Below are 22,965 nucleotides of genomic sequence, written 5' to 3' on the forward strand. Positions count from 1 at the left end.
AACCCCCACCCGCCCGCCTGCCCGCCGCTACCCGGCCTTGATGTGCTCGGTGAGGAACTGCACGAACGCCTTGCCCGCCGCCGGCAGGGCCCGGCCGGCCAGGGTCTGCACCTCCAGGTAGCGCTCGTTCATCTCGCGGTCGCGCAGGGCAATGGCCACCAGATCCAGCGACTGCAGGCGGGTGCGCACCGAGAGTTCACCGTAGAAGGCGATGGCTTCGGGCGCGGTGGCGGCGTAGCTCACCAGCGAGTCGGCATGGTTGCTGGTGATGGCGGTGGCGTACTGCAGGCCCTGGCGGCTGCAGCTGGTGTCCAGCAACTGCCGGATGGAGCTGACCGGCGTGGGCAGGGCCAGCGGGTAGGCCACCACCTGGCTGAGCGATAGCTGGCGCTGCGCGGCCAGCGGGTGGCGGCGCGACATGACGGCCAGCACCGGGCAGGGGTGGCGCAGCTCCAGCTTGATGCCGGGCTCGGGCAGGCCGCTCAGGGTGATGCCGATGTCGGCCTCGCCGTCGCGGATGCGGCCCGGCACGTCGCCCTGGGCGCACATCTCCAGGTGGAAGCGGATACCCTCATACGTTTCGCCGAAGCGCGCAATCAGCGTGGGCAGCAGGTCGTAGGCAAAGCCGGCCGCGCTGGCCACGCGCACAAAGCCTTTGCGCAGGCCGCGCAGGGCGGATATGTCGCCGAGCACGCGCTCGTTGTCCTGCTGCACGCGCTTGGCGTGCGCGGCCAGCAGCTCGCCTGCGGCATTGGGCACCATGCCGCGCGCCTGGCGCTCGAAGAGCAGGGTGTCCATCTCGCGCTCCAGGCGGGCCACCTGCCGGCTCACGGCGGAGGGGGCCACGTTCAGGCGCAGGGCGGCGTCTTTCACGGAGCCGGCGCGCACCACTTCGAGGAAGTAGCGGACGGCGGTCTCTTGCAGGATGTGGCTGGCCATGGGGTGCTCCGTGTCGATTGCTTTTTCGGCAATCGACAATTCTAAACATTGCGCTTGTTGCATTCAATACCGGCTCCTACCATGGCTGCATGGCGTGGATGTGACGCTGACGACCAACCGACCTCTCTTTCAGGAATGCTGTTCATGAAAACACCGATGCCGCTGTCTGCCACCCGATCCAGCCCTGCGCGTGCCCACTGCCTGCACGCCATGCTGTTCGCCGGCCTGGCCAGTGTGGCCGCGCTGGCTGCGTTCAGTGCCCCCGCGAAGGCGGCCGAAACCGCATTCCCCACCAAGCCCATCACGCTGGTGATCCCCTTCCCGCCGGGTGGCGCCACCGATGTGCTGGGCCGGGTGATCGCGCTGCGCATGGGGCAGGCGCTGGGCCAGCCCATCGTGATCGAGAACCGCGCGGGGGCGGGCACCATCATCGGCGCCAGCTACGTGAGCAAGGCGCCGGCAGACGGGTACACGCTGCTCATGAGCTCGGGCACCACCTTCACGGTGAACCCGGCCATCCGCAGCAACCTGCCGTACGACCCGGTCAAGGGCTTCGAGCCCATCGGCATCTCGGGCCGCACGGGGCTGATATTGCTGGCCAACCAGGAGGTGCCGGTGCAAAGCGTCAAGCAGTTCGTCGACTACGTGAAGGCAGCGCCGGGCAAGTATTCGTACGGATCGTTCGGCAGCGGCACCACGGCGCACTTCGCGGGCGAGACCATCTTGCAGGCCACGGGGCTGAAGATGGCGCACATCCCCTACAAGGGCAGCGCCCCGGCCATGACGGACCTGATGGGCGGGCAGGTGCCCTTCACCGTGGACACGGTGAGCGCCGCCATCCCGCAGCTCAAGACCGGCAAGATCAAGGCCATTGCCGTCACCACCGCCAAGCGCTCGCCGCTGCTGCCCAACGTGCCCACGCTGGCCGAGGCCGGCTACCCCGACATCAACCTGGACACCTGGCTGGTGGTGGCCGCCCCCAGGGGCCTGCCACCCGAGGTGCGCGCCAAGCTGGAGAAGGCGCTGGCCACCACCGTGGCCGACCCCGAGACCAAGGCCAAGCTCACCGCGCAGGGCATGGAGCCGGCGTTCAGCAGCGGCGCTGCGGCCAGCGAATTGATCCAGCGCGAATTGCCGACGATGCGCGCCGTGGCTGCACGTTCCAACATCACCGCCGACTGACCATGCCCGATATCGCTTCGTCCACCTTTGTTCAATCCGACCGCCCAGACACTGCCAGCCGCCCTGGCGACGCGCTGGTGGAGCAATCCGCCGTGGCGCTGCGCCGGCTCATCGGGCGCAAGGAGATCTCGCCCGTGGAGCTGCTCGAGGCCTGCATCGACCGCATCGAGCGCATCAACCCCTTCGTGAACGCCGTCACCGCCACCTGCTTCGACCGCGCCCGCACCGAGGCACGCGCGGCCGAGCAGGCCGTGGTGGATGGCACTGCACCCCTGGGCCTGCTGCACGGCCTGCCCCTGGGCGTGAAGGACCTGGAGCCCACCGAGGGCCTGCTCACCACCTGGGGCTCGGCCATCTACCGCGACCATGTGCCCACGCAGGACATCGAGCTGGTGGCGCGCCTGCGCCGGGCCGGTGCCATCGTGGCCGGCAAGACCAATGTGCCCGAGCTGGGCGCGGGCGCCAATTCGCGCAACACCGTGTGGGGTGCCACGGGCAACCCGTTCAACCCCAACCTCAATGCCGGGGGCTCCTCGGGCGGCTCGGCCGCGGCGCTGGCCTGCGATCTGTTGCCGGTGTGTACTGGGTCCGATACCGGGGGCTCTCTGCGCATCCCCGCAGCCAAGTGCGGGGTGGTGGGTTTTCGCCCCTCGCCCGGCGTGGTGCCCAGCGTGCGCAAGCCGCTGGGGTGGACGCCCATCTCGGTGGTCGGCCCCATGGGCCGCACGGTGGAAGACGCCTGCCTGCAGCTGGCCGCATCGGCCGGCATGCACGCGGGCGACCCGCTGAGCTACCCGCTCGATGCGATGGGCTTCCTCACCCCGCCCGAGTTGGACCTGGGCCGCCTGCGCGTGGCCTACACCGAGGACTTTGGCACCTGCGCCGTGGACGAGGGCATACGCGCCATCTTCCGCGCCAAGATCGCGGCCATGCGGCACCTGTTCCGCAGCTGTGACGAGGTGACATTCGACCTGGGCGACACCCACCGCTGCTTCGACGTGCTGCGCGCCGAGGCCTTTGTCGCCGGCATGCAAGCCGCCTACGACCGCGACCCCGACAGCCTGGGCCCCAACACACGCGCCAACTACGAAATGGGCAAGCGCATGAGTCTGCTGGACAGCGCCTGGGCCCAGGCCGAGCAGACGCGCATCATCCAGGCCACGCAGCGCACCTTTGCCGACTACGACCTGATCCTGTCGCCCACCACGCCCGTCTCGCCCTTCGCGTGGACGCAGCTGTATGCCGATGTCATCAACGGCGAGCAGCAGGCGACCTACTACCGTTGGCTGTCGCTGACCTACGTGGTCACGCTGATGACGCACCCGGCGCTGTCGCTGCCCTGCGGCATGGACCATGCGGGCATGCCGTTTGGCCTGCAGATCGTGGGCGGGTTTCGGCAGGACCACCAGGTGCTGGGCGCATCGCTGGCGATGGAGCGGGCGTTTGCGGCCCGGCCCGAACTGCGCCGGCCCCGGCCGGATCTGGCGGCGCTGCGGCGGGCGGTGCCGGACTTGCGGTCGATTGTGACCACGCCGCCGGTACTGGGCGGGGCGGCGCAGGGGGCTGCTGCGACAGTGTCGGTGGTGTAGGCGGCGGGCCGCGTCAATAGGACGTCGTCATCGCCGCGCGGGTGCGCAATGCGCCCTTGCGGTTCCCTGCGGTGTAGAAGACGGTCACCTCCACGTCACCCTGCAAACTGGCGAAGAGCGAGCATCCGACCGCAGAGCCCAGGTGCACGGGCTCCAGCCTCGCCCCGGGGCCGGGAACAAGCGTGCCGTCGGCAATCCAGTCGATATCATTGATCAGCACCGTCTTGCGGTGCCCGCCCTGTGCGATGTGCTCCACGGACCGGCCCCCGCCCGTCACCTGCACCGAGCTGCTCATCAGCCCCTCTGGCAGGGCGCTGGCGCCCCCACGGATGCCGTAGCGGGTTTGCAAATAGGCGCACGGGTGGGGACCCGGCATGGCGTTGGTGTGGGTGTCTGCCTGCAGCAGAAGACCGCTGCCCAGCCCCTCATGCAGCGCGGCCTCCCTGATCCACTGGCTCAGGGCCCCCAGGTCGGCCACCTGGCCTGCGCTCAAGGGGCCCGTGTACAGGAGCCGCGGGGTGCCGTGAGCGTTGATGGCCAACCTGTGGCCGCCGGGGTAGTCGCGCACGTACATCAGATCCTTGTCGATACCGGCGGGCACGGTGCCAGCCTGCGGGGCAAAGGTTTGCGGCAAGGTCTTCTCGGCCCAGTCGAGCACCTGCGCCGCATCGTTGGCTGGCCCCAGGCCCTGCACGGCCATGGGCGCGGCAGAGCCTTGCGGGCGGCAGATGGTGAGGTCGACGATGGGGCCCCAGGAGGCGGGGACGCCCGGGTACAGCCCGCCAGGCACGCGGCACTGGGCACTGCTCCAGCCGGCGCCTTCGCCCCAGCACTGCACGTAGCCACCTTCGAGGGCGGCGCAGGCCGCTGTCTTGCCGGCGCTGATGGCGGTGGCGTTGGTGATGCCCGGGACCAAGCCCGTGGCCGGTGTCGCGGTGCCGGGCGCCAGGCCCATGCCCAACTGGCCGTTGGCATGGTTGCCCCAGCACTTCACGGTACCGTTGGTCAACAGTGCGCAGCTGTAGCCATCGCCCACTGCCACGGCCTTGGCTGGCGCACCCAGGTCGGGCACCTCCACGGGGCTTGTCTGCGGGGCGCTGCTGGCTGGTATGCCCAGCTCGCCGTACTGGTTGCTGCCCCAGCAGGACACCTTGCCGCCCGTACGCAGCACGCAGGCATGGCCGTCGAAGAGCGCGACCTCCTGCGCATCGGTGATGCCGGGCACGGTGCGCGGCAGGCGGGGGTCCATGCTTCCCTCCACCAGGCCGCTGCCGGCACCCACGCAAACCACCGTGCCGTCTTGCCGCACCGCGCAGGTGCTGCCATTGCCTGCCGCCACGTGCTTGACCCGCGACAGCCCTTCGACCTGGACGGCCTCCGCCGTCGGCACCATGTACGCCTGGCCGAGCTGCCCCTGGCTGGCATCGCCCCAGCATTGGACGTAGGTGTAGACCAGCGCGCAGGCATGCGTTGCACCGGTGGCGATCTGCGTGGCGTAGACATCGGCGATGCTTCCCCAGGTCGAGAGCTTTCCTTGCTGCAGGAAATCATTGTTCCCCCAGCACCGCACGTTGTTGCCCGCCAGTGCGCAGCCAAAGTCTTTGCCCACCCTGACATCCTTGGCGTAGGTCTCCAGGCCTGGCAAGGACGGGCTGCCCCAGCAGGTCACCTTCCCAGTGTCCGCTGCAGAGCACCCTTGGCTGTGGCCCATGCTCACGGTGGTGGCCATGGCCACCGTTGGCGCAAAGGCTGCGGACAGCAGCAGCGCTGCGGTGAACAGCACCACTTTCTGGAGAAGCCGCGGTGCGCTGGTTGTGCTGTGCATGGTCATGGTCCTTGAAGGCGGGAGAGCGCAAACGCGCCGGGGCAAAGAGGTCGGGATGGTGGACGTCGATGCTGCAGAGCGCTGTGCGCAGGGGGCGTGCAACTCAGTACGCCGCCCCCACCTTGGCCCGCGTGCGCAGTTGTCCCTTGCGATTGCCAAGAGAGTAGAAGACCGTAAGGTCCACCGTTCCCTCTGGGTGAAGCGCGGGCGGGGGGCAGGCCTGCGCTCCGCTGTACAGAACCGGCTCTGCCTTCATGCCGGGAGGAATGGGCTGGCCTGCCTGGAAGGCGTGTGCAGGGGGCCAGCTCTCCCCGTTGGTCAGCACCACCAGGCGGGTCCGTCCGGAGATCGGCAGGTCTATGGACCAGCCAGTGCCTTCCACGCGCATCCCAGTGGTCGCCAGCCCTTCTGGCAGGCTGTTAACCGTGCCATGGATGGCCGATACCAGCCGGAAGTTCTCGCACCGCCCACCAAACGTCGGCATGTAGTTGATACCTGCCGACCCATGCGCCAGCAGGCCGCTCTGGAGGCCTTCCTCCCGGCTGGCCTCGTCCAGCCAGCGGCCCAGCGGCCCCAGGTCGGCCAGTTGCCCTGCGGTCAGAGGCCCCAGGTACAGCAGGTGCGGGGTGCCCTGGCCATTGACGGCCAGCTTGTGCCCGCCTGGGTACTCGCGCAGGTAGAAGGCGTCGATATGCGCAGGACCCTTGGCCCCCAGCGGAGGGAAGGTCTGCGGCAGGGTCTTTTCCGCCCAGTCCAGCACCTGGGCGGCATCGTTGGCCGGCCCCAGGCCCTTCACCGCCATGGGGGCGAACGATCCCAGCGGGCGGCACATGGCGATGTCGGCAACCGGGCCGTAGCTGGCAGGGTGCTCCGGGTAGATCCCACCCAGCACGCCACAGGTGCTATTGCTCCAACCCGAGCCCTGGCCCCAGCACTGCACGTAGCCGCCCTGCAGCGCGGCGCAGACCGCTGTTTGCCCGGCACTGATGGCGGTGGCATCGGTGATGCCGGTGACCAGGCCGGTGGCGGCGCTACCCAGGGCTGTGCCCAGCTGGCCGCTGGCATTGTTGCCCCAGCATTGGATGGTGCCATTGACCAGCAGGGCGCAGCTGTAGCCGTTGCCCGCTGCGACCGCCTTGGGTGCGGCGCCCAGGTGGGTGATTTCGACAGGCGTGGTCTGCGCGCCGCTGCTGGCGGCTATGCCCAGCTCGCCAAAGCGGTTGCTGCCCCAGCACGCCACCCGGCCCTGCCTGCGCAGCACGCAGGCATGGCCGTCGAAAAGGGAGACCTCCAGTGCGTCGCTGATGCCGGGCACTGCGCGCGGCGTGCGCGGCGCATCGGCTGCGCCGGCCAGGCCGCTGCCGGCGCCCACGCAGAGCACGCGGCCATCCTCCTGCACCGCGCAGGTGGCGCCGTTGCCAGCCGCCACATGCACGGCCTTCGCAATGCCCGGGATCGGGGTGGCACGGGCCGCTGCCGCGCGCGCAGGTTCGCCGAGCTGCCCCTGGCTCGCATCGCCCCAGCAGCGCAGCGATCCGTACAGCAGCGCGCATGCGTGCCGCGCACCCACGGCAATCTGGTCGGCCTGATCGAGCCCGTCCACGAACTGCCCGGTCGGCTTCGCGGCGGCTGTGCCCAGTTGCGAAAATTCATTGTTGCCCCAGCACCGCACGGAACTGAGCACCAGGGCGCAGCTGAAGTCGCGGCCCACCTTGATGTCCTTGACCACATAGGGAGCCTGGTCCTGTATGGGCAGGTCACCCCAGCAGGTCGCCTGGCCGGTATCGGCCACCGAGCAGCCGTGGCTGGTGCCCATGCTCACGGTGGTGGCCATGGAGGCTGTTGGCGTGAATGCGGTGGTCAGCAACAGGGCGGCCGTGGCGAGCAGCTTCTGCAGAAGTTGCGGGGCGTTGAATCTGCTGGTCATGGCGATGGTCCTTGGAGGATGCAGGAGAACAAGGGGCGTGCTGCGCCGCCTAGATCACCGAGCCAATCTTGGCCCGGGTGCGCAACTGCCCCTTTCGGTTGCCGAGGGTGTAGAAAACGATCACATCCACTTCTTCGTTCACGTTGCCGAAGCTGGGGCAACCTTGGGTCCTGCCGTACAGCACAGGCTCTTCCTTCATGCCGGGAGGGATGGGCTCGCCCTGCCGGCGCGTGCGTTGGGAAATCCAGTCGGTCTCGGTGGTCAGGACCGTCATGCGGTATCGGCTGAGGATGGGGAATTCCATGGATTTGCCGCCGCTTTCCACGCGCACCGAGGTGGTGATCGCATCTGCGGGCAAACCATCCACACCACCCCGGATGGCGTAGGGAACGGAGAATCCATCGCACACCCCGTTGTAGCCGATGAGCTTGACGAAGGGGGCCGCCTGGAGCTGCAGGCCGCTCATCATGCCCTCGTCCTCGGTCGTTTTGCGCAGCCATGGGTGCAAGGGCCCCAGGTCGGCCAGTTGTCCGTCGGTGATGGGCCCCAGGTACATGAGGTGGGGCGTGCCATTGCCATTGACGGCCAGTTGGTGCCCGCCCGGGTACTGCCGCAAGTAGTAGCCGTCGATGTGCTCTGGCTCCGCTGTGCCCTGCGCAGGAAAGATCTGCGGCAGGGTCTTCTCTGCCCATTGCAGCACCTGGGCCACGTCGTGCGCCGGGCCCATGCCCTTGACGGCCATGGGCGCGGCAGAGCCTGGCACGCGGCAGACGGGCAGGTCGACAAAGGCATCGGAATGCCCGGGGTAGGGCCCGCCCGGGACGCGGCAGGGGCCGCTGCTCCAGCCGGCGCCTTCGCCCCAGCACTGCACATAGCCGCCCTGCAGGGCGGCGCAGGCGGCGGTTTTGCCTGCGCCGATGGCCGTGGCATCGGAGATGCCGATCACCCGGCCCGTGGCCGGGGTGGCCGTGATAGGGGCCAGGCCTGTGCCCAACTGGCCGTTGGCATGGGTGCCCCAGCACTTCACCGTGCCGCCCTCCAGCAGGGCGCAGGTGTAGCCATCACCCGCTGCCACGCTCCTGGCGGCGGCGCCCAGGTCGGGCACCTCCACGGGGTTTGCCAGCGGGCCGCTGCTGGACGGCACGCCCAGTTCACCGTACCGGTTGTTGCCCCAGCAGGACACTTTGCCCGCTGCGCGCAGCACGCAGGCATGGCCGTCGAAAACCGAGACCGCCAGCGCGTCGGTGATGCCGGGCACTGTGCGGGGCGTGCGCGGTGCATCGGCCGCACCCGCCAGGCCACTGCCCGCGCCCACGCAGGCAACGCTGCGGTCCTCGTGGACCACGCAGGTAGCGCCATTGCCTGCAGCAATGTGTGCGACCTTCTTGAACCCCTGGACCTGGGTTGCCACCGCCACGGTCGCCCGGGCGGGCTCGCCCTGCTGGCCCTGGCTTGCGTCGCCCCAGCAGTAGAGTGCTCCGTAGGCAAGAGCGCATGCATGCCGTGGTCCCACGGCGATCTGCTGTGCCTGCTGGGGCCCACGCGCCCACTGGCCTTCGGGGTTGGTGGCCGATTCGCCCAGCTGCGAGAAGTCATTGTTGCCCCAGCACCTGACCACGCCGCCCTGGCGGGCGCAGCTGAAATCGCGGCCCGCCTGCACATCGTGCACAAGCGATGTACCCAGGTCAGGCGCGGCCAGGCCACCCCAGCAGCTCACCTGGCCGGTGTCGGCCACCGAGCAGCCGTGGGTGGTGCCCATGCTCACGGTGGTGGCCATGGAGGCTGTTGGCAGGAAGGCTGCGGCCAGCGCCAGCGCCAGTGCTGCAAGGGCGAGCGCTCTGCGCGCAAGCCGCGACAAAAGGGGCAGGGTGGGTCTGTCGTGCATGGTCCTCAACCTCTCGGAATGTTTTCGGCCCATTCTAGGAATGCAGGCCCGCGGCGCCTGTGGCTGCGGTCACAGGCGCCATGTAACGAAATGCGCCGCAGGCGCCCTAGAATCCGCCTCAACAACGACGATGCCAAGCCTGGGAGGGTACCGAGCATGAGTTACACGCTGCAACTGTGGGAAAAGCCAGTTGACTGGCCGTGGCCGACCACCAAGAAGGAGGCCGATGCGCAGTTCGAGCGCGTCAGCGACAGCCCGCCGCCAGGGCAGAACCCCAAGTTCCTGGAATGGGGCCGGGCGCTGCAGGAGCGTTACCCTGAAGCGATGGACGTGTGGCTGGACGGCAGCGAGGACGGTGTCACCGAAGACGCCACGCTCGGCTTTGGCATCAACACCCGCACGGAGCATTGGGACGCGGCTTTCAACCTGGCGTGGGAGCAGGCCACCCTGCGGGGGCTGAGCCTGTACGACCCGCAAAGCGGCGTGCACTACCTGGGCAATGGCGATGTGCCCGAGGAGCCGGACCTGCAGGTGCGCTTTGCCGTGCAGGCACGCGAGCGGGGCGACGACGCCAGTGCCTGGGCCGAGTACCGGCGCTGGGCTGCGCGTGGCAACCCGCACGCGCTGTACGCCCTGGGCCGCGCGCTGCGCTTTGGCACCATGGGCCAGCGCCGGCATTTCGACCTGGCAGCCGCGCTGCAGGTGATGGGCGCGCACGATGCACCGACCCGGCAGGACGCGCAGGCCTTCTACGAGCGCTTTCCCATCGAGGCGAAAGGGCGCATACAGACCCTGATGGCGCGGCTGAAGTCGGCATCGGGCGACATGCTGCTCACGATCATCGATGGCGAGCGCAAGGCGGTGGACGCCGCCTTCACGCACACCGAGCAGATGATGCTCTACACCCGAAAGCGCATCGAAGCCGCAGACTCTCTGGAGGCCATCGCCCTGCAGGGCCACGAGGTGGCAGCCTTCCAGTATGCGCTGGAGGTGGTGATCGGTTGGGAGGAGCCCAACTACGAGAACGCCCGCTACTGGTGCCAGCGCGCGGTGGACTGGGACCACGAGCCCGCCAAGCGCCTGTTTGCACTGATGCACGAGCGCGGCTGGGGCGGCCCGGTGGACATGGCCCTGGCCGCCAAATGGAACACTGCGGCCAAAGACCAGTGGCAGCAGGAACACAAGCAGCGGCAAGCGAAGGAAGAGGCCGAATCCCCCGGCGGCCTGAGCCTGGCGCCCATGGCGCCTGCGGCACCGGCCACCGCCCCCGTGGCGTGGACCGGCTCGGTCACGCGCGACCTGGTGGGCTGGTTCGCCCGCGAGGGCAACCCCCATGCCGCATTCCATCTGGGCACGTCCGATCAGCACGGCCGCGACGGCGGGTTGGTGAACCTGGCGCAGGCCCGCGACTGGTATGCCCAGGCGGCCGAGGCCGGCCATGCCGACGCCACCTACAACCTGGGCGTTTTCATCGAGGACGGCGCCGGTGGCCCCCGGGATGTGCAGGTCGCCAAGGCACTCTTCATGCTGGCCAATACACGCGGCACCACCAGGCGCGTGGACGACCTGAAAATTGCGCCCCACGAGCAGGGCCCCTTGCGCGCAATGGTGGCCGCCCTGCGCGAGCCGGGCCGCCTGCGCGCCGTGCTGCGCGAGAAAGGGCTGCAGGCCGGCGCGGGAGGCATCGGCGCACCCCCGAAGGGCGCGGCGGGTGCCGCTGTGGTGGCGGGTGCCGGCGCTGCCGCAGCGGCCGCCGGGCTGTCCGGCACGGACTGGGGCCGCACTGGGGGCACGCCGATCCCACCGGCCGCTGCCGCATCCCCGCAAAGCCCGGCACCAAGCCGATCGCGCGGCCAGCTGGCGCAGGACGAGGGTGAGGACGACGACGGTGACCGCATGCCGGAGCGCGACCGCAGCTACCAGCGCACCACCTTCTCCCTGCACCTGGGCCACCTGGCCCTGCTCATCGGCGCGGCCAACGTGGTGCTGCTGATCCTGTTCTTCAAGGAGGGTGCGAGCTTTCGCCGGGGCATGGCCGTGATGGGCCTGATCGCCGCGTACGGAGCCTGGCGCACCGGGCGCGACTTCGATTGGGCGCCTGCCGCGCGCGCTGCGGTGGCGGTGGTCGCGGCCATCCCCATGGTGGGCATGGCGGTGAGCGCGTGGATGCTGGTGCGGTCGTTTCGCGGGCGGGAGTGAGAGCGCCAGGAGCGTGCGGCAACCCGGCACATGCATCCCGGAGACCGCGGTGCCCGGGATGCATGCGTTCAGGCCGGTATCAGGCCAGTGCCTTGCCGAAGGTGGCGAGCAGGCGCGCCCAGGCGCGGTCGGACTGGGCGGCATCGTAGACCCGCGAGTCGGGCGGGCACCAGCCGTGGGCGGCGGGGTAGACCTCCACCTCGGCCTGCAGCTTGGCGCCCTCGAACGCGGTGCGCAGGCTGGCCTTGGCCTCGGGGTCCTTGGTATCGTCGTTCTCGGCAATCGCAATGAGGTATTGCGCCTTGGTCTGCGCCACCAGGCGGTGGGGGCTGTCAGCCGCCGGCGTCACCATGGCCGCGCCATGGAAGCTGGCCACCGCACCCACGCGGCCCGCCGCCACCAGGGCCGTACGCACTGCAATCGGCCCGCCCATGCAGTAGCCGGTGGTGCCGATCTTGCGCGCCTTGTCCACCTCGGCCTGGGCGTCGAGCCACGCCACGAAGGCCTTGCCGTCGCTCAAATGCATGGCGGGCGTCAGGGCCTGCATCAGCGGCATCACTTCGGCAATCGGCGTCTGGCCGCCCTGGGCTGCGGTAGGCGCCTTCTTCTGCCGGTAGAAAGGGTTGACGACGAGCACGCTGTAGCCCGACTCTGCCAGGCGCTTGCCCATCTGCCGAAAAGCCGGGCGCAGACCGAAGATGTCGGGCCACACCAGCACACCAGGGGCCGGGCCCGACGTTGGTGCGACAAAGTAGGCGTCGCAGCTTCCGTCTGGCGTGGTGATGGTCACGTCACGCTCGGCCACCGCTGCAGCGTTGGCCACCGCAGGCAATGCTGTCAGCAGGCCGGTCGAAGCCGCCCACGCGGTGAAGTCGCGGCGGGTGTACTTGTGGAGATCGTCATTCGAATCGCACATGGTGGTCCAGCTCCTTTTCGGTCAAAACAGTTGCGGCAGGGCGTGCCATGGTACGTGACAAACAGGAATGCTGCAGGCTCTGTTGTGCGGTGCCTGGGCACATGGGCTGCATGCGCTTGCGCCCTTGTCTTGAGGGCGGCCCAAAGCACCCACAACCTGCATGGCAAACGCGAAATTTGCCGATTCAAGGGCTGCGCTTACGATGGTTGCGAGGGAGTTTTCGAGCCATAAAAAATGACACCATGAGAGACCATCGCCATCCCGAAGGTCTGGCCCCTGCGCTGCCAGCCGCCTACGCAACGGGCGCTGCCGCACCCGGCAGCACCGCCCGCGCAACCGATGCACCACCACAGCGCCGCCGCAGCCGCGAAGAGCTGGCCGCCGCCCAGCAACGCGCCCAGTCGCGCGTGCAGGGCCAGGTGCAAAAGCAAAAAGACCAGGAGCGCCGCGCACGGATGCGGCAGGCCCAGCAGCGGCGCGAGCAACTGCTGCGCAACCCGCCTGCGGCGCACCTGTTCGTTCCCTACGGGCTGGCCATGGTCTTCGTGGCCCTGCTCGTCTTCGTCTTTGGCGGTGCCCTCTTCGAGATGGCGCAGGGCGACCATTTCCTCGTCTCCGGTCACGCCACCCTGCGCGCCGCCACGCCCTGGCTGGTGCTGGCCGCGGCCCCGCTGTGGTACTGGGCACTGTGCCGCACCGAGGTGCTGGCGCCCTGGTGGGTGGCGCAGATGCCCACCTGGTTCGTGCGGCAGATGGTGGTGTATCCCTTTGCGGCGCTGCTGGGCGCTGCAGCGCTGGGTGCCGCACCCTGGGGCTGGGCCGCGTACCTGGGCGAACTGGTGGGCAAACCTGCGCGCGTGGAGGCGCTCGTGGTGTCGGTGGAGGCACCGCGCATTTCCAGCAGCTGCAACCAGTACGCCCGCCTGGAGTTTCGCGGCAGCACGGGTAGGGTGTGCATGAACACCGCCGTGACGGGCGTGGTGCCGCGCGCGGGCGATACCGTGGTGGTGGCCGGGCTGGTCTCGCGCTGGGGGTTGCATGTGGGGGCGGTGCATGCGAAGTGAGCCCAACGGACGAAGGCGAAGGCAGACCCCTGAGGAACTGGCGGCTGCGCAGAACCGGCGTGAAGCGCGGGTGTTGGGCGAAGTGCGCAAAGGCATGGGTGCCATCCAGTCGCTGCGGGCACGGCACCTGCGGCTGGCCCGACTGCAGCGGGAACAGGAACGCGCCAGAATCCTGCTGCCCTGCAGGTTCGCGGTGCCTGCCGTGGCGGCGTTCGTCTTCGTGTTGGGCGGCCTCTATTTCGAATGGGCCATGGGTGGGGGATTCCTGTTCTTCGGCAACACCGTCCTGCGCGCTGCCATGCCGTGGATGGTGGGTGTGCTGGTACCGGTCTTCGTCGTGGTGTTGTGCCGGCTCGAAAGGGTGGCGCCCCAAATGGCAGACCCACTCCCTGGCGTATTTTTTCGCACGGTGATCGCGTACCCCCTCCTTGCTCTGCTGTGCGCGGTAGCAGTGGCCGCTGCACCCTGGGGATGGCTTGCCTACCTGGGCTGGATGGCCGGCACGCCTTCTCGCGTGGAAGCCCGTGTGCTCTCGATCGAACCGCTGCGCAACTATGTGCCCTGCGGCCAGCACGCCCGCCTGGAGTTCCGTGGAACGGTTGCGCGCATCTGCGTGGAGGAGCGCCTGGCCGCGAAGGCGCCGGGTGCCGGGGACACGGTGGCGGTGTATGGGCGCGTTTCGCGCCTGGGGCTGTATGTGCGAGAGATCCATGGCAGGTGAAATCGCCGCCCGGCCGCACCTCAGACCCGGACCCGATGATGGACCCCACGGCGCGCGGCCCGAGGCCGGCATGGTAGATGCCATCGACCAACTCGGCCCCGAGGTCGCCGCCGTGCTCCGGGAAGGCATGGAGCTTGAGCGCCAGGGGCACCTTAATACCGAGGCTACCGCGCGCATCGAGGCGCGACTGCAGACGATTTATGAGGCCCAGCAACGTGTGATAACGGCGCAGCAGCAACACCAACAAGCGATCAAAGACCTGGATGCGCAATCACCCCGGCACAAGGTGCTTGTTGAAGATGCCCATGAACGCTGGACGGTGCCCAAGGTGTTGTGGACGCCCTTCCTTGCCGCTGGGGTGGCTGGTCTGCTTCTCGAGGTCACTGTGGGACGCGGATTCATCTGGTTGGGCGATGTGGCATACCGCTCTACGATGCCGGTGTCGCTTCTGGTCTTGTGTACGGTGCTTGCTGTCGTGTTGTATCTCGACGAGCGGGCAAACCACAGCTTGCGATCACGCCACCCCACCTGGTGGGTACGATGGCTGGTTATGTATCCCACGCTGGTCGTGTTCTGCGCAGGCTTGGTGGCTTTTGCCCCGTGGGGTTGGGCCGCGGCCATCGGGTGGGCCGTTGGCATGCCTTCGCGGGTGGATGTGCGTGTTGCCTCTGTGCAAGCGCACGATGAAAGAAAGCGTAACTGCAACCAGTCTGCCCAGCTTGAATTCAAGGGTGCTACGGCCCGTATCTGCCTGGATGGCCGACTGGCGGGAGCGGTGCCTGCTGCGGGCGAGACAGTTGCTGTATCTGGTCGCGTTTCGCTGCTGGGTTTGCATGTGCGGGAGATCCATGTCAAATAGACCGGCCAACGCCCTGCCGCCTGCGCAGACCGTGCCAAGCAGTGCGTCCCTCGGCCAGCAAGCGGCGGCTGGCACGGGCGATGCCCTTGACCAACTCGGGCCCGAGATGGCGACCGTCCTGCGGGAGGGACTCGCGCTGGAGCACAAAGGGCTTCTTGATGCGCAGGCCACCGCGTGCATCGAGGCTCGGCTGCAGGCGCTCTACGAGGCCCAGATGCAAGACTTGACGGACCGGCACGGCAGCGTGCCTTCGGCCGGCGAGAGCCGCTCCGGGCAAGCGCAATCCACGTCCAGTGAGGAGTGGCGTCCGGGGTACAGGGCACCGGATCCCGACGCTATCGCCCGCAGGGAGGCCTTGCTGCAACGGTTGGATGAAGACCGGCGCGAAATGGACCGGAGTCTGCAAGAAGCAAAAGACCGAATCCAGGCGCTCCGGGCAGAGTATGGGATCGTCGAACCGGCACGCCGAGGCCCGCCACTGCCCAGGGCGGTCAGCGTACCACTGGCAGTTGCCGGCATGTTGGGGATTGCAGGCGGGATGCTTGGGATGGCCCTTGGTGATGCCTTCATCTGGTCCAGTGGCGCGGGCTATGGCACCTTGGCACCGTGGATTTTTCTTGCTGCACTGCCCCTTGTCGCTTTGGCCTTGTATTGCGCTGAGCGGGCAGGCCACGGTTTGCGTAACCGGTACCCGACCTGGTTCGTGCGCTGGCTTTTCGTGTATCCCTGCATGGTCCTGATTTTTGCGGGCATGCTGGTGGCCTCGCCCATGGGGTGGAGTGCGGCACTGGGGTGGGGGCTGGGCACCTTCTCGCGCACCGAGGTGCGGCTTGTTTCCCTGGGCAGACTCTCACCCGGGGCCAAAGGCTGCGACCAATCTGCATATGTAGAATTCAAGGGCACGACGTCCCGCATCTGCCTGGAAGGCCGTCTGCAAGGCAAGCCGCCGAACCCTGGCGAAACGGTTGCCGTGTCGGGGCGTATCTCCCGATTGGGGCTTTATGTGCAAAGGATCCACGGCAGATGATGCACCCGCAGTCCAGTTCCGGGATCGTCGGGCCGGGTGCGTTGCCGGAGGTCCCTCATGGCATCGATGCGCAAGCCGAGGAAACTGCGCGCATCGAGGCACGCCTGCTGGCCATTGGCGAGGCGCAGGTACGCGAGATGGCGTTGCGCAAGGCGTCTCCCAAGCGTGGTGCACCACGGCCGCCATCGGCATCCCGCAAGGCATTCGCACCCGTGGTGCTGCCCCGGCCCGTTCAATGGGCGGCCCTGGCATTTGCCGGTTGGGCTGTGCTGGGTACGGTGGGCGCGCTGTCCCCGCTCGGGCTCCGGTTCATCTGGTTTGGCGCGGCAGGCTACCTTTCAATGGTGTGGGCATTGGCTGCCGTTCTGCTGCCGGTGTTCGCCGCCTTCTGGTTCTGGACGATACGCGGGGCGCAGGCCATCCAGCCCGACGGGATGACATGGGCCGGGCGTTGGCTGGGGATGTTTCCCGGCTGTGTGGTCCTCACCACTGCGATGGTGCTTTTAGCGCCCTGGGGCTGGTCTGCGATAGGGGGCTGGGCCTTGGGCGCACCCACCCGCGTGCAGGTGCGTGTCGTCTCTTTCAGGGTGCCCGACTACTACCGCGGCTGCCATCTGCGTGCTGCATTCGAGTTCCAGGGGGCCACCTCCCCCGACGCCTGCGTGGATGGCCGCTTCAAGGGTGACATGCCGCCCGTGGGCAGCTCGGTCGCGGTGTACGGAAAGCGTTCCCCATGGGGGCTGACAGTGGATAGCATCCATGGGAAGTGAATGCGCTGCTACGGCACGTAGACCATCTGCACCTGGAAGGCGAAGCCGGCTTCCGTCTCCGTGACGCGTGCACCGAGCACCAGGTCGCTGCGGCCTTCCTCCTGCGTCCACAGATCGACCAGCACGTCCCAATGCGCGCCGCACCAGATGCACACCGAAGACTCCCAGGTGTCCTGCGGCAAGGCCACCAGGGTGGCGCCATAGTCGCTGATGTAGTCGCGTATCTGCGCTGCGGAGTCGTCCGGGATGGCTGCAACCCCTGGCACGCCCGCCTTCAGGGCATGGTCGCCCCGCACGAGGGCATCCACGATGCGGCAGAAAACCGGCCGCCAGGCCGTGGGGATGGGGCGCTGGCCTGAGTCGTCCTGAACAGCGGGCACGTCGGTGTGGGGGTTGCGGTCGTCGTTCATGGGTTGCCTCTGCGCGTCAGTATGCCGCGTGCATGGTCGCTCTGGTCGATGTAATTGGCATGTTTGGCGCTTCGGTTGCGTCCCGATTGCGCCCCAACGCGGTCCTCTGCGAGAGCGTAGGCAGGTTCCAAGCAGGACGCGCGGCCATTCCACTGCTCCTGCGAGTGAACCGACTCCAGCCCGTGCGCTTGGCGAGCTGAGGGTGCTCCCCGCATCGCATTGCTGCACCCCATGCACGGCTGAACTGCACCCAGCCCAATTGCTGGCGCGGGCGCGCATGCCTACGCTCGCATGGCCTCCAACCGAATGAATGAACAAAACAGGAAAGCCCGCATGGCACAACAGCAGCACCAAGTCATCCTCCACGCAACCGGCGCCCCCGAGGTGATGCGCCTTGAACCCGTCGAAGCCCAGGCCCCCGGCCCGGGCGAGGTCTGGCTCACCCAGGCCGCCATCGGCGTGAATCCGCTCGACGTGAGCCAGCGCAAGGGCGCGATGCGCATACCACTGCCCTCGGGCCTGGGGCTCGAAGGGGCGGGCACGGTGGCGGCCATCGGCGCAGGCGTCAGCAACGTGGCCGTGGGCGACCGCGTGGCCTATGCCACGGGGCCGCTGGGGGCGTATGCGGGTGCGCGGCTGTTCCCGGCCGAGCGGCTGGTGAAGCTGCCCGACTCGGTGGCCTTTGACGATGCGGCTGCGGTACTGTTCAAGGGCATCACGGCGCAGTACCTGCTCAAGGCGACGTACGCAGTGGGGCAGGGCACGCGCATCGTCGTCTACGGCGCAGCGGGGGCGCTGGGGCAGATCATGGTGCCGTGGGCGCGGCACCTGGGTGCCTTTGTCATCGGCGTGGTGTCCAAGGCCGAGAGCGTGGAGCGCGCGCGGGCCGCGGGGTGCAACGAGGTGTTCGTGTTCGATGCCGCCACGCTGGCCGGCCAGGTGAAGGAGGCCACGCAGGGCCACAAGGCCGACGTGGTGTACGACCCCATTGGCCGCGTGACGCTGGAGGCCTCGCTCGACAGCCTGCGCCCGCGCGGGCTGCTGGTGTCGTTTGGCGCGCTGTCGGGTGCGCCCGCACCCATCGACATGGCCACGCTCAATGCCAAGGGCTCGCTGTTCGCCACCCGCCCATCGCTGGCGGCCCACACGGCGACGGCGGCCGAGTACCAGGAGCGGGCGCGTGACGTGCTCGATGCGGTCACGGCCGGGATCATCCGACCGCAGGTCTGGCGCCACTACCCGCTGGCCGAGGTGGCTGCGGCGCATGCGGAGCTGGAGCAGGGTAGATCGCAAGGGGCGATTGTCCTGGTCCCCTGAACGAGGAGGGCAGGGCCCATGGCGTACAGTCCCTGTGACTGCATTGTGATTGCCCCATGGACCTGCTCGACAGCCAACACGCCGATGAACTCGCCACGCTGCTGGCGCTGCATGCCGAGGGCTCGTTCGCGGCCGCAGGGCGGGTGCTGAACAAGCACCCCTCGGTGCTCTCCAAGCGACTGGCTTCGCTGGAGGCGCGCCTGGGCGTGCGCCTGGTGGAGCGCACCACGCGGCAGCTGCGTTTTACCGACGATGGGGTGCGCCTGGTGGAGAAGGTGCGCCACGCCGCGCTGCTGATCGCCGAGGCACAGAAGGAGGCCGCGCAGGGCTCGCGCGAGGTGCGCGGCAGGTTGCGGCTGTCCATGCCCGCCGCGATGGGGCGACGCTGGCTCAGCCCTGTCGTGGCCGGCTTTGCCATGGCCCACCCCGAGGTGGTGGTCGAGGTGGAATACGCCGAGCGTTTCGTCGACATCGTGGCCGAGCATTTCGATGCGGCCATCCGCATCGGCGAGCTCGAAGACAGTCGGCTCGTGGCCACGCGGCTGTGCGAGCACCGGCGCATCCTGTGCGCAGCCCCGGCCTACCTGCAACGCCATGGCACGCCACAGGTGCCGGGCGACCTGGCGGCGCACAATTGCCTGGGCTTCACGGGCCTGCGCTCGTACCCCGAATGGCGCCTGACGCGCGACGGGGTGACCGAGGCGATACAGATCAAGGGCACCCTCATCAGCAACGACAACGAGGCCCTGCTGGCCGCCGCCCGGCTAGGCCTGGGCATCATGGCCGCAGGTGACTGGCTGGTCAGCCCCGACATCGCGGCCGGCCACCTGGTGCCGGTGCTGGAGCCCTGGGGGCTCAACGCGCATGCGGGCATCTACCTGGTGCGGCCCTCGGGGCGGTTCAGCACGGCGGCCATGGCGGCGTTCAAGGCGTGGATGGTGGGGCAGTTCGCGCAGGGCGCGCCCTGGCGGCTGTGAATTTTCCATGGGCAACACCTTCTAACACCCAGGCCGGGGCGCGTCGGCAATACTCGGCTGCATGAAAGCATTCTTCCTGGCCCTGGTGGCGCTGGCCGCAGCAGCGCAGCCTGCCCCCGGCCCGCGCGAGAAGCCCATCGAAGCCCGGGGCCCGCAGGCGCCGCTCAAGGGCACGCTGCTGTCGCCTGCGAAGCCGGGCGCGTCCGTGGTGTTGATCGTGCCCGGCTCGGGCCCCACCGACCGCGATGGCAACAACCCCATGGGCGTGAATGCTGCCACCTACAAACTGCTCGCGCAGGACCTGGCGGCCCGGGGCATTGCCACGGTGCGCATCGACAAGCGCGGCATGTTCGGCAGTGCCAAGGCCGTGGCCGATGCCAATGCCGTCACCATCCCCGACTATGCTGCCGACCTGCACAGCTGGGTGGGCGCCATCCGCCGCACCACCGGTGTGCCCTGCGTGTGGCTGCTGGGCCACAGCGAGGGCGGACTGGTTGCGCTGGCCGCTGCACAAGGAGGCAGTGAGGTGCAGGGCATCTGCGGCCTGCTGCTGGTGGCCGCGCCCGGCCGGCCCCTGGGCCAGGTGCTGCGCGACCAGCTGCGCGCCAACCCTGCCAACGCGCCCATCCTGGACCAGGCGCTGGCTGCGATCACCAAGCTGGAGGGCGGCGCCCGTGTGGACCCGGCCAGCCTGCACCCTGCCTTGCAGCCCTTGTTCAACGAGGCGGTGCAGGGCTTTTTGATCAGCGCCTTTGCGCAAGACCCGGCCAGGCTCATCGCCGCCACCCAAAAGCCCGTGCTGGTGCTGCAGGGCGAGCGCGACCTGCAGGTGGGCGTGCAGGATGCGCGCCTGCTGGCCCAGGCCAAGCCCGCTGCCCAACTGGTGCTGCTGCCCGATACCAACCACGTGCTCAAGGCCGTGGTGACAGACGACCCGGCGGCGAACATGGCGACCTATGCCAACCCGGGCCAGCCGCTGGCGCCAGGGGTGGTGGATGCTGTCGCACGGTTTGTTGCGCCGGGCAAGCCAAGGCCATGATATGACCACGCCATGGTGGCCGATCCTGCGGCATCTTTTTGAGGTGGACGACGGCTCGCTGCCAGACATCTTCGTTGAGGATCTGTCGCCAGAGCAGATCGTCACGGTGTACGAATGGCTCAGGGGTCAGTGCTCGGGAGCTGGCGATTCAACGCTGTGGCACATCGACCTGCAACAGGATGTTCTGGTGCGCGATGTGCCCCATCCTGCAAGGGACTTCGTGCAGGGCAGGGTCGACAGTTTTCGGCACTGCCTTGCCGGCCTGCGAGTGGGGGACGTGGAGCTGCCGCCGCTCACGGTGAGTGTGGAGTCCGGTGGTCTCTCGATGGACTATCGCATGGGGCCGGACTGGAACGAGCAGACGCTGCAGGCCTTGCTGGAGCTGTTGCGGCAGGCTTGGGCCATGGCGCCGCACGCGAGAATCTTGCGCGCCGATGAAGGCGGCCATGCCTGCCCGGACCTTGAATTCACAGAAGCCCTGCGCGCCTATGTAGCGGGTGGTGCCAACTGATCTGAGGGCGCGCTTCTATGTCCGCGCGTTCTCATGGTGTTGCGCCAGCTGCACCCTGTCCTCCAGCGTCGAGAACACCACCGCAAACGCCATGCCCACCAGCGCGCCGAGCACGGTGTCGAGCATGCGCGCTAAGGGCATGCCGGTGGCTGCCGCGGGCGCTGCCAGCGAGGTCATGAGCAGGGCCATGGGCGTGACGAAGACCTGGCCCAGCGCATAGTTGGCCCCGATCACCACCTCGGTGGCCAGCTGCAGCACGATCACGGCCAGCAGCAGCGGCCAGAACGAGGGGTGCTGGGCCAGGATCAGCCAGGCCAGGGCTGCGCCGGCCAGGGTGCCGAGGGTGCGTTGCACCGCGCGGTGCATGGCGGCATGCAGGGGGCCGCCCTGCAGCACGGCCATGGCGCCGATGGCGGCCCAGGCGGGGTGCTGCCAGCCGGCGGCCAGGGCCAGCAGGCCGGCGCTGGCAGTGCACAGGGCGATGCGGGCAAAGGCCAGCCATGGCGCCTGCAGCGCGGGTGCGGCAGGCGGCGCTGCGGGGGCGGAGCGCAACCGGTCGGTGGCGCGGCAGACGGCAAGGGCCGTGGCGACACCGGCCAGGGTGAAGAGCACGCGGGCGCCAGCTGCCTGCCAGCCATCCACCGGCACCATGGCTGCGCAGCCCGCAAAGACAAAGATCACCGCGCCCGGCGGGCCCAGGCGCCAGCGGCCGGCCAACCACGAGACTGCGCCGGCCAGCAGGCCCAGGCACAGCAGCAGGGCGGCCGGCGTTGCACCTGCCAGGCCCAACAGGGACATCAGCGCGACCGCGCCGACGAGCAGCGCGCCCGCCAGCAGCACGGCAGGCATGCGCTGGCCCACGGGTGCAAAGCGCCCGAGCAGCGCCGCCAGCGCGCCCAGTGCCGCATAGCCCACCATGGGCGCCCATGGCGACAGGTGCGTGGCCGCCGCTGCGATCAGCACCGCCAGCCCGGTCTGCAGGCCCACCACGGCGGCATTGCGCAGCGAGGGCAGGGGCGTGATGGCACAGCTCTCGCGCAGGCGCGCGGGTGCCAGCAGCCGCAGGAAGCTGGCCAGGTGCGAGCTTGCGGAAGAAGAGGACGGGGTGGCTGTGTGCTGCATGGGTTGCTGGCGCCAGTTCATGGAAGGGCGGCGATGCGTGCCTCGATGCGCTCGAAGGCGCGCAGCAGGGTCTGCGCGTCCTGCTCGCCAATGTCGGCCAGCAGCTCCGACTCGATGGCCTGCAGTTGCTTGCGCAGGGCGGCCACGGTGCGCCGGCCGGCGGGCGTCAGGTGCACCAGCTTCACGCGACGGTCCTCGGGGTGGGGGCGGCGCTCGATCAGCCCGCGCTCCACCAGGATGTCGAGCAGCCGCACCAGGCTGGAACCATCAAGCCCCACGGCCGCCGCCAGCGCGCTCTGCGATACATCGTTGTCGCTGCCCAGTTCGTGCAGGTGCATCAGCGGCGCCCAGGTGGCATCGCTCAGGCCGCTGGCGGACAGCCGAGCGTCCAGCGCCTGGCGCCAGCGGCGTGCCAGGCCCACCAGGCGGATGCCGATGCGGTGGCGTGGATCGGTCAGGGCTTCTTTCATGGATAACGATTTTACCACAATCATTTGAATTCAAATGATTGTAGTGCAACGGTGCATTGCCTGGGTGGAGGCGCCTGTTACCGTTCCATGAACCAGGGGATAGGGGGCTGGGCCTTCTCTTGACCTATCATCTATTGGAGAAAAGCCGCCCGATGTGACAACTGTCCTCCGGCTCGCCCACCAGAACATCGCACAGGCCCTGCGCCAAAGCCCATC

Annotated in this window: 20 protein-coding genes; 12 read left to right on the plus strand and 8 right to left on the minus strand. The window is 68.6% G+C overall.

Features of this window, described 5'->3' with window-relative positions; translation table 11 throughout:
* Nucleotides 1-27 precede the first annotated feature (27 nt).
* Entirely contained in the window at nucleotides 28-939 is a 912-nt protein-coding gene (locus AC0IZS_RS22780; protein WP_471637730.1) for a LysR family transcriptional regulator, read from the minus strand.
* 210 nt (nucleotides 940-1,149) lie between these two features.
* On the opposite strand from AC0IZS_RS22780, the gene AC0IZS_RS22785 reads away from it, so the two are divergent.
* Entirely contained in the window at nucleotides 1,150-2,121 is a 972-nt protein-coding gene (locus AC0IZS_RS22785) for a Bug family tripartite tricarboxylate transporter substrate binding protein (protein WP_305745436.1), read from the plus strand.
* A gap of 2 nt (nucleotides 2,122-2,123) precedes the next feature.
* Nucleotides 2,124-3,710 (plus strand): amidase, encoded by a 1,587-nt coding sequence (locus tag AC0IZS_RS22790; protein ID WP_471637731.1) that lies wholly within the window; start codon nucleotides 2,124-2,126, stop codon nucleotides 3,708-3,710.
* A 13-nt stretch (nucleotides 3,711-3,723) separates the two neighbouring features.
* Here AC0IZS_RS22790 and AC0IZS_RS22795 read toward each other — a convergent pair whose 3' ends face one another.
* From AC0IZS_RS22795 to AC0IZS_RS22805, 3 genes are all read right to left on the minus strand, one after another.
* Nucleotides 3,724-5,535 (minus strand): RCC1 domain-containing protein, encoded by a 1,812-nt coding sequence (locus AC0IZS_RS22795; RefSeq protein ID WP_471637732.1) that lies wholly within the window; start codon nucleotides 5,533-5,535, stop codon nucleotides 3,724-3,726.
* Nucleotides 5,536-5,638: 103 nt separating this feature from the next.
* On the minus strand, nucleotides 5,639-7,462 hold the full coding sequence (locus AC0IZS_RS22800; protein ID WP_471637733.1) for an RCC1 domain-containing protein: 1,824 nt from the start codon (nucleotides 7,460-7,462) through the stop codon (nucleotides 5,639-5,641).
* Between the two features lie 49 nt (nucleotides 7,463-7,511).
* Nucleotides 7,512-9,347 carry an RCC1 domain-containing protein gene (locus AC0IZS_RS22805; RefSeq protein WP_471637734.1) on the minus strand — a complete coding sequence of 612 codons (1,836 nt, stop codon included), beginning with the start codon at nucleotides 9,345-9,347 and terminating at the stop codon, nucleotides 7,512-7,514.
* A gap of 156 nt (nucleotides 9,348-9,503) precedes the next feature.
* On the opposite strand from AC0IZS_RS22805, the gene AC0IZS_RS22810 reads away from it, so the two are divergent.
* Nucleotides 9,504-11,546, plus strand: coding sequence for a tetratricopeptide repeat protein (locus AC0IZS_RS22810; RefSeq protein WP_471637735.1), 2,043 nt, complete (start codon nucleotides 9,504-9,506; stop codon nucleotides 11,544-11,546).
* Nucleotides 11,547-11,625: 79 nt separating this feature from the next.
* Here the strand turns inward: AC0IZS_RS22810 and AC0IZS_RS22815 are convergent, their stop codons facing one another.
* A complete protein-coding gene (locus AC0IZS_RS22815) occupies nucleotides 11,626-12,462 on the minus strand; it encodes a dienelactone hydrolase family protein (RefSeq protein ID WP_471637736.1) in 837 nt (278 codons plus the stop codon).
* A 242-nt stretch (nucleotides 12,463-12,704) separates the two neighbouring features.
* Here AC0IZS_RS22815 and AC0IZS_RS22820 point away from each other — a divergent pair, with 242 nt between their 5' ends.
* The 5 genes from AC0IZS_RS22820 to AC0IZS_RS22840 all read left to right on the plus strand — a co-directional run bounded on the left by AC0IZS_RS22820 (nucleotide 12,705) and on the right by AC0IZS_RS22840 (nucleotide 16,903).
* Complete coding sequence (locus tag AC0IZS_RS22820; protein WP_471637737.1) at nucleotides 12,705-13,526, plus strand: hypothetical protein; 822 nt, start codon at nucleotides 12,705-12,707, stop codon at nucleotides 13,524-13,526.
* Between the two features lie 94 nt (nucleotides 13,527-13,620).
* A complete protein-coding gene (locus AC0IZS_RS22825) occupies nucleotides 13,621-14,247 on the plus strand; it encodes a hypothetical protein (protein ID WP_471637738.1) in 627 nt (208 codons plus the stop codon).
* Nucleotides 14,237-15,106 carry a hypothetical protein gene (locus tag AC0IZS_RS22830; protein WP_471637739.1) on the plus strand — a complete coding sequence of 290 codons (870 nt, stop codon included), beginning with the start codon at nucleotides 14,237-14,239 and terminating at the stop codon, nucleotides 15,104-15,106. The genes AC0IZS_RS22825 and AC0IZS_RS22830 overlap by 11 nt, the downstream gene beginning before the upstream one ends.
* A gap of 106 nt (nucleotides 15,107-15,212) precedes the next feature.
* Nucleotides 15,213-16,133: a hypothetical protein gene (locus AC0IZS_RS22835; protein WP_471637740.1), complete on the plus strand. Its 921-nt coding sequence runs from the start codon at nucleotides 15,213-15,215 to the stop codon at nucleotides 16,131-16,133.
* Nucleotides 16,130-16,903 (plus strand): hypothetical protein, encoded by a 774-nt coding sequence (locus AC0IZS_RS22840; protein WP_471637741.1) that lies wholly within the window; start codon nucleotides 16,130-16,132, stop codon nucleotides 16,901-16,903. The genes AC0IZS_RS22835 and AC0IZS_RS22840 overlap by 4 nt, the downstream gene beginning before the upstream one ends.
* 8 nt (nucleotides 16,904-16,911) lie before the next feature.
* Here AC0IZS_RS22840 and AC0IZS_RS22845 read toward each other — a convergent pair whose 3' ends face one another.
* Complete coding sequence (locus AC0IZS_RS22845; RefSeq protein WP_471637742.1) at nucleotides 16,912-17,313, minus strand: DUF7668 domain-containing protein; 402 nt, start codon at nucleotides 17,311-17,313, stop codon at nucleotides 16,912-16,914.
* A 333-nt stretch (nucleotides 17,314-17,646) separates the two neighbouring features.
* On the opposite strand from AC0IZS_RS22845, the gene AC0IZS_RS22850 reads away from it, so the two are divergent.
* The 4 genes from AC0IZS_RS22850 (at nucleotide 17,647) to AC0IZS_RS22865 (ending at nucleotide 21,157) form a co-directional block, all read left to right on the plus strand.
* Nucleotides 17,647-18,630: a quinone oxidoreductase family protein gene (locus AC0IZS_RS22850; protein ID WP_471637743.1), complete on the plus strand. Its 984-nt coding sequence runs from the start codon at nucleotides 17,647-17,649 to the stop codon at nucleotides 18,628-18,630.
* A gap of 56 nt (nucleotides 18,631-18,686) precedes the next feature.
* Complete coding sequence (locus tag AC0IZS_RS22855; protein WP_471637744.1) at nucleotides 18,687-19,607, plus strand: LysR family transcriptional regulator; 921 nt, start codon at nucleotides 18,687-18,689, stop codon at nucleotides 19,605-19,607.
* A gap of 61 nt (nucleotides 19,608-19,668) precedes the next feature.
* Nucleotides 19,669-20,646, plus strand: a complete 978-nt coding sequence (locus tag AC0IZS_RS22860; RefSeq protein WP_471637745.1) for an alpha/beta hydrolase — start codon at nucleotides 19,669-19,671, stop codon at nucleotides 20,644-20,646.
* A gap of 1 nt (nucleotide 20,647) precedes the next feature.
* Nucleotides 20,648-21,157, plus strand: a complete 510-nt coding sequence (locus AC0IZS_RS22865; protein ID WP_471637746.1) for a hypothetical protein — start codon at nucleotides 20,648-20,650, stop codon at nucleotides 21,155-21,157.
* Nucleotides 21,158-21,172: 15 nt separating this feature from the next.
* On the opposite strand, the gene AC0IZS_RS22870 is transcribed toward AC0IZS_RS22865, so the two are convergent.
* Both AC0IZS_RS22870 and AC0IZS_RS22875 read right to left on the minus strand, forming a co-directional pair.
* Entirely contained in the window at nucleotides 21,173-22,279 is a 1,107-nt protein-coding gene (locus AC0IZS_RS22870; RefSeq protein WP_471637747.1) for an FUSC family protein, read from the minus strand.
* A gap of 17 nt (nucleotides 22,280-22,296) precedes the next feature.
* Complete coding sequence (locus AC0IZS_RS22875) at nucleotides 22,297-22,749, minus strand: MarR family winged helix-turn-helix transcriptional regulator (protein WP_471637748.1); 453 nt, start codon at nucleotides 22,747-22,749, stop codon at nucleotides 22,297-22,299.
* Between the last annotated feature and the right edge of the window lie 216 nt (nucleotides 22,750-22,965).

This window comes from Acidovorax sp. AC410, assembly GCF_979253235.1.